7 protein-coding genes are annotated in these 9,932 nt (G+C 50.6%); 2 read left to right on the forward strand and 5 right to left on the reverse strand.

Translation table 11 applies throughout. The features are described from left to right. Nucleotide 1: 1 nt before the first annotated feature. The 5 genes from AOY23_RS17395 to AOY23_RS17415 all read right to left on the reverse strand — a co-directional run bounded on the left by AOY23_RS17395 (nt 2) and on the right by AOY23_RS17415 (nt 5,522). Nucleotides 2-421 carry an RbsD/FucU family protein gene (locus AOY23_RS17395; RefSeq protein WP_054181161.1) on the reverse strand — a complete coding sequence of 140 codons (420 nt, stop codon included), beginning with the start codon at nt 419-421 and terminating at the stop codon, nt 2-4. 75 nt (nt 422-496) lie between these two features. Continuing rightward, complete coding sequence (locus AOY23_RS17400; protein WP_054181160.1) at nt 497-1,261, reverse strand: SDR family NAD(P)-dependent oxidoreductase; 765 nt, start codon at nt 1,259-1,261, stop codon at nt 497-499. Nucleotides 1,262-1,431: 170 nt separating this feature from the next. Further along, nucleotides 1,432-2,481 (reverse strand): LacI family DNA-binding transcriptional regulator, encoded by a 1,050-nt coding sequence (locus tag AOY23_RS17405; RefSeq protein ID WP_054181159.1) that lies wholly within the window; start codon nt 2,479-2,481, stop codon nt 1,432-1,434. 62 nt (nt 2,482-2,543) lie between these two features. After that, nucleotides 2,544-4,418: a TRAP transporter large permease gene (locus tag AOY23_RS17410; protein WP_054181158.1), complete on the reverse strand. Its 1,875-nt coding sequence runs from the start codon at nt 4,416-4,418 to the stop codon at nt 2,544-2,546. A gap of 78 nt (nt 4,419-4,496) precedes the next feature. Further along, complete coding sequence (locus tag AOY23_RS17415; RefSeq protein ID WP_054181157.1) at nt 4,497-5,522, reverse strand: TRAP transporter substrate-binding protein; 1,026 nt, start codon at nt 5,520-5,522, stop codon at nt 4,497-4,499. A 1,261-nt stretch (nt 5,523-6,783) separates the two neighbouring features. Here AOY23_RS17415 and AOY23_RS17420 point away from each other — a divergent pair. Both AOY23_RS17420 and AOY23_RS17425 read left to right on the forward strand, forming a co-directional pair. Further along, a complete protein-coding gene (locus AOY23_RS17420; protein ID WP_054181156.1) occupies nt 6,784-7,395 on the forward strand; it encodes a helix-turn-helix transcriptional regulator in 612 nt (203 codons plus the stop codon). 459 nt (nt 7,396-7,854) lie between these two features. Further along, nucleotides 7,855-9,932: Ig-like domain-containing protein (locus AOY23_RS17425; protein ID WP_235503411.1), on the forward strand; the 2,078-nt coding region annotated here is incomplete at its 3' end.

Below are 9,932 nucleotides of genomic sequence, written 5' to 3' on the forward strand. Positions count from 1 at the left end.
GTTATACCCGCACGACGCCGACGGTCAGAATAATATTGGCGAAGCGTCGTGTTTCGCCGGAAGCAATCACCAGCATCGTGTCGCTCGATTTGGCCTGTGCGTAGAATGCTTCGCGCGTCAGCCAGCTAAATTCCGTCTCCGGTGATAAAAGGTGCTGATACTCTTTTTCAATCGTATTATCAAAGTCGGCAGGGGAGGCCATTAGCGTCGCGCTTTCTACATTGATATATTTCAGTAACTTCTCAAGAATAAACGGACTGTTGATCATCCCGGGCGCAAAATTCAGATAAATAATTGTCGCGTTGGGGGCAGAATTGGTGACGAAAGAATAGTTGCTGTCGGCGAGCAATATTTTCGTTTTATGACCACATTTCGCCAGGGCGCTTAACAGCTCCGGGTGAATAATCTCTGTTTTAATCATAATGATCCCTGTAAAACGTGCCAGGTCATTATTGCCCCTGGCATGTTCAGATTGACGGTTGCCACTGCTTTTCCGTCACATACGATAAATGCCGCCGTTAATATCGATCGTTGCACCAGAAATAAAGCCATCATATTCCGAGGCAAGGAAGCGAATAGTGCGTGCCACATCTTCGGCGGTGCCCGCACGGCCCAGCGGGATCGCGCTAACGGTTTCATCAGCGGATTCTTTGGTGGTGTGGACGTTATGGAAACGCGTGCCAAGGATAAGCCCAGGTGCGACGGCATTAACACGAATGCCATACTGCCCCAGCTCAGCCGCCAGCGAACGTGTCCAGGTCAGCACTGCACCTTTGGTGGTGGAATAGACCAGGGAACCGGAATGCCCGCCAGAGCGGCCTGCCAGCGAGGCGAGGTTGACAATGCTGGCGCCGTCTTTGGCCGCTTTGAGGAACGGCAGCGCGCTTTGCGTCACGTTCAGCATGGTGGTCATGTTGACGTCAATGACGGTTTTCCAGAAGGTCTGATCGATTTCTCCCATCCATTTTCTGGCAATGATCCCGCCGACGTTATTGACAAGAATATCAATGCCACCGAGGAATTCCGCCGCAAGAGAAACACATTTCGCGGCATCAACTTCATTGGTTAAATCCGCATGACCGTAAGCCGCTTTTTGCCCCAGTGAGGTTGCCAGTGCAGCCAGTTCTTTCGGACCTTCTTCTCCGCTGAAGTAATGGATATAAATATCGCATCCGGCTTCGATCAGCGCTTTCGCGGTCGCCTTGCCGATCCCCTGTTCTGCGCCAGTAATCAGCACTTTTTTTCCGGAAAGATTACCCATTTTAAGCTCCTGTATATGATTTTTGCGATTAACAAACTGCAAAGCTGAATTATTATTGTGTGGCGTTAGTTGCTTATTTAAGGCAATAACGACCCCTGGTCATGTCTGACCAATAAACTTCCCCGGTGTTGGCAGCCGTATTTACGCTGCCGCCCTTTCCTTAAAGAAAATTAAGACTCTCCATTCCCAATCACCGACTTGCGGCTAATGAGTTTGGGGATAAATAGAAACTCTTCTGGTGTCAGATCCGGATTTTCAATCCGCGCCAGCAGGCGATCGACCATCATGGTGACCATGTCGGCCAACGGCGGCATCACCGAGCTCATCGGCGGCTGCACCAGATCGGCAAGCGGGATGTTATCGATGCCGATGACTGACATATCCTGCGGGATCTGTACTCCCGCGCTGCGTAACCCGGCCATCAGACCGATGCCCATCGCGTCGTTGATGGCCACAATGCCATCCGGGCGCGGCGTTTGTTCAAGCACTTTGGCCGCCAGTGAACGCCCCAGTTCGGTCATTTCAGCATCGCCGTACGCTTCCCCGGCTTTGCCTTCAATAACGTGTGCGTTTTCCCGCAGTCCATGACGATTGACGGCGGCATAGAAGCCCTCAATTTTATGCAGACGGCTTGGCAGTTGTGTGGCTTCAGTGACGAACACCAGTTGCCGACAACCACGCTGGATCAAGTGCTCCGCCGCCAGTCGCCCGGCTTCGACGTTATCCATCGAAACACTGTCGAACGGCGGATTGCCGTCCGCCGTGTGAGTTGACATCAGGCTGTCGTAGTTCACCATCACCATGCCGTGGCGGGCGGCGTTGGCGAAGTGGGGGCGATCCATTGCCGTTGCGACAACAATCACCCCCTTCACGCCATGGGCAAACATATCTTCCAGAAACGCTTTTTCTTCGTCTTCCTGGCGATAGGTGTTACCTAACAGCACCCGATACTGATTGGCTTTGGCGACGCGATCCACTTCACGCGTCAGCATCGCAAAGCTGGGGTTCACAATCGACGGCACCAGTAAGCCAATCATTCGCGCCTGACCGGTTTTCAACTGCTGAGCCACCCGGTTAGGCAAATAATTCAGGTCACGCATGGATTGCCGGATGCGCGCGAGTGTCTCCGGACGCATCTGATTCGTGCGACCATTTAACACATTTGATACGCTGCTGACGGAAACGCCAGCGTGGTTCGCGACATCCCTGATATTAGCCATACTGCCCTCATTATTTACGCGTTTACTGACTTAATTATCTGTTATTACAATAACTCTTGCGATCAATATCCTGCCAGACCCGGTAACCAGGTGGTGATAATCGGGATCATCGCGATCAGGATAATACCGAACAGCGACACCACCAGGTATTTCACCATCGGACGAATCACGTTCTTCATCTCCACACCGCAGATGGCGCAGGTGGTGTATAACCCGAGGCCGATAGGCGGTGAGAACAGACCGAAGCCCATCGCCAGAATCATCACAATACCGTAGTGCAGGGCGTTAAAGCCAAGCTGGACGGCAATCGGCACCAGAATCGGAGCGAAGATGATAAGCGCTGGCGCACCTTCCAGAACCGCACCGAAGACAATCAGAATGACGATGGTCAACAGCAGGAAGACCCAGGCGCCTTGCGACTGGCCAATGCCGACTAACAGTTCCGCAATTTGCTGCGGGATCATCTGAATGGTCAGGACATACGACAGGCTGGTGGCGCAGGCGACGATGAACAACAGCACGCCAGACATCGCCGCGATGTCGATAAACATCTTCACGGTGGCGCGGAACGTCAGTTCACGGAAGGCCAGACGACCAATCACAATCGCATACACGACGGCAAACGCCGAGATTTCCGTTGAGGTGGCGATCCCCATCATGACCCCACGGCCAATCATGAAGATCATGGCCAGACCGACAATCGCGCCCAACCACAGTTGTAGCAGAGGACGCATCTGCGGATAAGCTTCGCGAATGTTGATCTTGCCGCCGAAACGGTTGGCCGCAATCAGCATCAGGACCAGCAGGCAGGCGGCAGGCACCAGACCGGCGATAAACAGCGCGCCGATGGAGATGTTGGCCACGAAGCCCAGCACAATCAGGTTAACGCAAGGTGGAATGGTTTCCGCCACGACTGCGGAAGCCGCGAACACGCCAGCCGCTTCTTCAGAGTCTTCTTTTGCACGGCGAACAGCAGGCATCAGCACACCACCCACAGCCGCGACGTCCGCCAGTTTCGAGCCGGAAATTCCGGAGAAGAAGGCCATCGACAGCACCGTGGTCATGTTCAGGCCGCCACGGAAACGCCCCATGCCACGCACCACCAGTTCAACCAGGCGCGTTGACATGCCGTTGATTTCCATCGCCGCACCGGCCAACAGGAAGAACGGAATTGCCAGCAGTACGAAGTGATCCACCCCGGCCACGACCTGCTGTGAGAAGAAGACGAACGGCAGGGAAGGGTCGCAGATGAAGAACGCCATCGCCGACATCCCCAGCGTAAAGGCAATCGGTACGCCCGCGATAATGCCAAGCACGAAGCAGATCAGCATCAGTCCGGCGGCGGCGGTTGCCGGGTCAGCCATCAGGGAGAGCTTCAGCCATCCCAGCAGAATTAACACCACAATGCCCGCGCCGCTTAACAGGACGACTTTCGCCCGCGCGGTCAGCGCGTGTTCCAGCGCCGCCAGCATCATCACCACGGAACCCGTCAGTACAGGAATGACCGAGATGATTTGTGGCAAGCCGGTTTCCGTGGTTTGCAGGCGCGCCGCCATCAGCAGATCGTAACTGGAGATAACCAGTCCGACCGCCACCAGGAACAGTACCCAACGGCTGGCATGCACGACATAAGGACGGACAGATTCAGGAATAAAGCGCAAAAAGAGATCGACGCCGATATGTCCGCCACGCCCGGTAGAGGTTGCCACGCCGAAAAAGACCAGCGCAATCATCATGGCGCGCGCCATTTCTTCTGCCCACTCAATAGGGGAGTGCAGGGCGTAACGCCAGATGACGGAGGCGAAAACCACCAGTACGTTAATCAGTAAAACCAACCCTCCAGCCCAGGAGGTCAGTGTTGTCAGGAATTTATTTAGCCGGGAAAGGTAAGCCAGCGGCCCCGCGGGGGTTTTGATTGCCATCGATGTGTCAGCCATATCGAACCTCGTTATAAAGCTCCCGTCGGTGGCGACCAGCAAACCGCTGGCCGCCAGGATGAATGAAAGGCGCGGGAATTACTCCGCTGCAGTCACTTCATCAACGACAGTTTTCATATTTGGATATTTTGCCAGGAACTCGTCCCAGACCGGTTTCACATCAGCGCGCAGGACATTGCGATCCACTTCACGGAACACCATGCCAAGGCCTTTCAGTTGCTCTACCGCTTTTTCTTCGATCTTGTAGGATTGCAGACGTTCGTATTCGGTTGCTTCACGCGCTGCCGCCATGAATCCAGGACGCAGTTTTTCCGGGATTTGCTCGAAGCTGTTTTTGTTCATCGCAATCATGATCGGGTTATAAATGTGCTGCGTCAGAGTCGCGTTTTTAGCGATTTCATAGAACTTGTTCGCCAGCACGGTCGCGGAGTCATGCTCCAGACCATCAATAACGCCCATCTGCAGACTGGAATACACTTCACCGCCCGGCATCGGGATGGAAACTGCGCCCATGTGGTTAATGGTGGCGATAAAGTTCGGTACCGGCAGAACGCGGATTTTCAGGTTTTTCAGATCTTCCGGCTTTTCGACCACTTTTTTGGTGTAGATATTACGTGCGCCCAGGTTGTAGGCGTAGTCGATAACCACCACGTTGGCTTTTTTCAGCATCAGATCGGAAAGCTCTTTACCGGCTTTGCCATCCAGTGATTTACCGACCTGGTTCCAGTCTTTAAACAGATAGCCCAGATCCAGTACACCGATTTCAGGTACCAGTGTTGCCCAGATAGAGGTGCCGGAAATCATCATGTTGATGGCACCAATGCGCACCTGCTGGGTGGCATCTGCTTCTTTACCCAGCATCGCGTTAGGGAAGTAGTTGAGTTTGATCTCATCCTTCAGCTGCGGATCTTTTTCAATATTGGACTGTAAGCGTTTGAACCAGATGTAGTGTGCAGAGTTGTCATCAGCCGTCAGCGACGAGTACACGCGAAACGTGACTTTCGCTTCGGCCAGGTTGGTGACAGCACCAGCTGCGAACAGCATAGAAGTCAGTAAGGTTCCAATAAGGGTCTTGCGTAAAGCGGGTTTCTGAATGTTCATCATGTTAATCCTTAATGAGAAAACATTTGTTCTATTGTTCCCGACCGATAGCACGGTCTATCAGGGCATGACTGCGACTTTCTTATTCTTCTGTAACGTTACACTAAATCGTTACAGAGGACGTTATAGCGTAAATTTCGATCAGACAAGTCCTGGGTGAAAGGAAAAATGAAATTTGTGAGCGGTGATTAAAAAATCAAAGAAACGGGAATGAAACGCGTCGGGAAAGACGAATGTACAGTCACGTTTTAGTCGCTCAGGTGGACCTGCAGGTATCGGGATCTATAGTACAGGCGACGGAAGTCTCTTTATCAGCAAAGTGTCTTAATTGCATCGTCGACATTACGTTTAATTTCCGCCGGATTTTCAGAAAATATCCCAGCTTTCCTCCCTGAATTATGCCCCGGATATCCTGAGTTGTTGATGCTTTGTTAATTTTCTAAAACAATCGCGATACTTATTTAAACCTTATTTTACTTCTCTGCCTGGAAATCGTCATTTCTGACCGTTATTTTTCACCCGGGCCGGGTTTTGAGTGTCATTTTGTCTTAATTAAATGCGCGTTCAGGCTGTGGTGTTGCTATCGTTTTTAGGAATATTTATTATCTTCTGAAGAATGTTTCAGTAAGGGAAGTTTCTGCCTTATACAAGAGGAAATAAAAACCAGGACATATTCTCAGGACTTTTTTCTTACTTTGTATTAAGGTTGGCATAAGTGGGATGGAGGATTTATTAAGTAATACCTGAGATTAACTAAGTAATGCTCTGAAATTACCTGTAGGTGTAACGGTAAATAAATGAGAAATTTTCTTGGGGAGTGTTTTTATGTGTATGAAATGCGACACTTAGCGGTACGTTTCTGTTTGCAAAGGATTGACTATCTTTATCGCCAGGGATATTCTTATGCTAGCAAGACAGAATTTGTAAAAAATATGTGGAGATAACATTTCATTATGTTATCGGCATCATTTTAAGCATTTTCAGGGAAAAGACCTGCTTCAAGAAACTCTTACTCTCATCTTAGTATCTTCAATATTTTATTGAATTCAGGTACAGAATATCTATCCCTATTGATGAGACAGTATGTATTCAGTGCCACGTTACATAGGGTTGTTTGCTTCAGAAGGCAGTGCTGCACGCCCGTTTATGTTAGCGATATGAAAAAGCCTTACGAACGCTATTGCAGGGAATGCAATGGGGCCGGGCATTTGTCGCTATCCGTATAAACCACGGCTTTTAGCATCAGTGCAAATAGGGATGATTTATGAAAGCGTTATATCTGGGTGAAAAGAATCTCGGCAGTTTGGGCATTATCAGCATCATTGAGGCCAGCTACCAGAGGGCCTCGGTCGTACTGAAAAATGTAGAAAAATTCCTTGAAGAAGGGGCAGAACAACAGTACTACAGCATCGGTATTATCGACGGTAAGGCGCTACTCACCTGTCCTCTGCACCAACTGAAGCAGATCTCTCAGCAACTGACCTGTCCTGTCCTGCTTCTGGTCGAAGACGATCAGCCCTGGCAAAAGTATCTGGAGCAGATCGGCAATGTCCATGGCGTGATTAAGCGTGAAAGCGACGTCGAGTTTTTTATAAATACAATCAATATCATACGTGACGGCGGCTATTGTTATTCCTGGGATATTCATTCTATCAAGAATAATGGTGCGGCAATGTTTAATGATGAGTATTACGCCTCTGCTGGTCTGACCCGCAGAGAGACAGAGATTCTGAAAATGTGCCTCGATGGCTCAACCAACAAGGCGATATCTATTCGGCTGTCCCGTAGTGAAAAAACGATCAGCGCGCATAAATCCAATATATTACGCAAGCTTGGCGTGAAGCGCTTTTCTGATCTCTTTTTTCACTGCCGTTGAAATATTACCTTTATACAACCACCAGCGAAGTACGGAGAGTAATATTGAGAATGATATTATTCTCCTTGCTGATCTCTCTGTATTTATGAAACGTTCATAAGGATATGGATGATTTTTGTGATCGTGATTCTATCACGGCCAATTTAAGGGATTCTTAATCTGCTAGTACATTACTTATTTTTTCTTTGTTTTTATAAGGGGCAAGCGATTTCGCCAGTTGTCCTCTCAACACCTCAGGAGCAAATTTCTATATAAAGCAATCAATTAAATGTTGTGCGAAAACCAGGAAAGATTAAGTGGCATCAGAGGCAGGTTAACAGGCAAGAATTCTGCGAGATGGTGCTCATGTTTTGACGAAATAATTGATGGTAAGTTAGCGAAAGCTCTTCCGGATAAGGATCAGTTTACCTATTCAAGAATGGAAGCGACCGGTTACATATCATGATGTCTGGAGTTTAAATGATGGAAAATAAAATTATTCTGGCTATTAACAGCGGAGAAGGGAAAACGCGCCTGTTGACCGCTGAAGCTGGCAAGGCCGTTAACGTAAAACTTGTCCCAGGTAATAAGTATCTGTTAAAGAATGTCAACGATGACTTTGCACCAGAAAATATTACACTTAAGCGTGTTGGCAAAGCGCTTCATGTTATTCAGGAGGGGGATACTGATCCGAGTATCATTATTGATGATTACTTTGATGGTGATCCCAATAACCCTGTGTTGCTCGGTATGGCAGAAGATGGCCAGCTGTATGCCTATGTTCCTCTGTCCGGAGAGAGTTACGATACAGGTTATTTAATTGCCGACGGCAATATGTCACCGGTTGCCCTGGGCGGTGAGCCTATGGGGCCAGGCAGCGGTATTTTTACGGCGCCCGGTGATGACGATGATTCCCTGTTCGGCCTGTTAGGCTTTTTGGCGGCGGCAACCGCGATGGGTATCGGTGCTGCCGTAGCAATGAATGAAGACGGCAATAATAACTCTGACCGCACCGCGCCGGAAAAACCGGCTATCGGCAGCACAGTCGATGATGTTGGTTCTATTGTCGGTCCATTGAAGAGCGGTGATTCCACCGATGACAACGCGCCGACCCTGAGCGGTCGCGGTGAACCAGGCGATACCATTCATATCTACGACAACGGCGAAGAGATTGGCTCTACCGTGGTCGGCGACGATGGCACATGGACCTACACCCCGGATAAACCGCTGGATGATGGTAAACATGACATCACCCTCACCGAAGAAGATCCTTCCGGTAACGTGAGCCCGCCTTCCGACCCTATCGTGGTCATCGTTGATACTGTCGCGCCTGACGCACCCGCCATTCAACACGTGATTGATAAGGTGGGTAATGTCGTTGGTGAAGTTAACCACAATGGCTGGACCGACGATACCCGCCCGGAAATGAGCGGCACCGGTGAACCGGGCGCCACCATCACCATTTACGATAACGGCAAAGCTATCGGTCAGACCGAAGTGAACGCCGATGGTCGCTGGTATTTCAAACCGACCGCAGACCTGGCGGATGGCAACCATGACATCACCGTCACCCAGACGGACAAAGCCGGTAACGTCAGCGATCCTTCCCCGATTCGTGACTTTAACGTCATCACTGGCGCCCCTGAAAAACCTGACCAGCCAGATGTTCTTGATAACACCGGTCCGAAGACGGGCCCGCTGGATTCAGGCGATGTGACCGACGAAACCAAACCGACCTTCAACGGTGACGGTACACCGGGCAACGTCATCATCATCAAAGATAACGATGAAGTGATTGGCTCTACCATCGTTGACGACGATGGTAAGTGGACCTTCACGCCGACTGACGATCTGGACGAAGGCGAGCATGAACTGGAAGTCAGTGAGCAGGATAAAGCGGGCAACATCAGCGATCCTTCTGACCCGATTCAGATTGTGGTAGATACCACGCCACCGGCAAAACCTGACGTAGCGAATGCGCTGGATGATAACGATCCGATCACTGGTAAGATTCAGGACGGTGGCGTCACTGACGATTCCAGACCGACCTTCAGCGGCGGCGGCGAACCGGGCGATACGGTCACCATTTATGACGGTGATGAAGTTCTCGGCACCACCGTGGTGGGGGATGACGGTAAGTGGTCATTCACTCCGGAAGAACCGCTGGATGATGGCGAACACAACATCACACTGACACACACTGACCCGGCAGGTAACACCAGCGATCCTTCTGACTCGCTGGATTTTGGCGTTGATACGACCCCGCCAAATGCTGGCGAAGATGTACTGAAAATTACAGGGGTTGCCGATAACGTTGGCGATCAGCAGGGCAACGTGGCCAGCGGTGACATTACCGACGACAGCCAGCCTGCGATTACCGGTATTGGCGAAGCGGGTAATACCGTATTTGTTTACAGCACTGACGCCGCAGGAAAACACCTGATCGGCTCAGCGGTTGTTGATGCGGATGGCAAGTGGAGCCTGACGCCGGATGCACCGCTGCTGGAAGGGCTGAACAAGCTGACCCTGGAAACCCAGGATCCGGCCGGTAACCGCAT

The sequence above is a fragment of the Trabulsiella odontotermitis genome, from assembly GCF_001297775.1.
Lineage (GTDB): Bacteria > Pseudomonadota > Gammaproteobacteria > Enterobacterales > Enterobacteriaceae > Trabulsiella > Trabulsiella odontotermitis.

Excerpts from the sequence above, each read along its gene's own strand:
- AOY23_RS17400 (WP_054181160.1), bottom strand. The coding sequence starts at position 1,261 with ATGGGTAATCTTTCCGGAAAAAAAGTGCTGATTACTGGCGCAGAACAG.
- AOY23_RS17410 (WP_054181158.1), bottom strand. The coding sequence starts at position 4,418 with ATGGCTGACACATCGATGGCAATCAAAACCCCCGCGGGGCCGCTGGCT.
- AOY23_RS17420 (WP_054181156.1), top strand. The coding sequence starts at position 6,784 with ATGAAAGCGTTATATCTGGGTGAAAAGAATCTCGGCAGTTTGGGCATT.
- AOY23_RS17405 (WP_054181159.1), bottom strand. The coding sequence starts at position 2,481 with ATGGCTAATATCAGGGATGTCGCGAACCACGCTGGCGTTTCCGTCAGC.
- AOY23_RS17395 (WP_054181161.1), bottom strand. The coding sequence starts at position 421 with ATGATTAAAACAGAGATTATTCACCCGGAGCTGTTAAGCGCCCTGGCG.
- AOY23_RS17415 (WP_054181157.1), bottom strand. The coding sequence starts at position 5,522 with ATGATGAACATTCAGAAACCCGCTTTACGCAAGACCCTTATTGGAACC.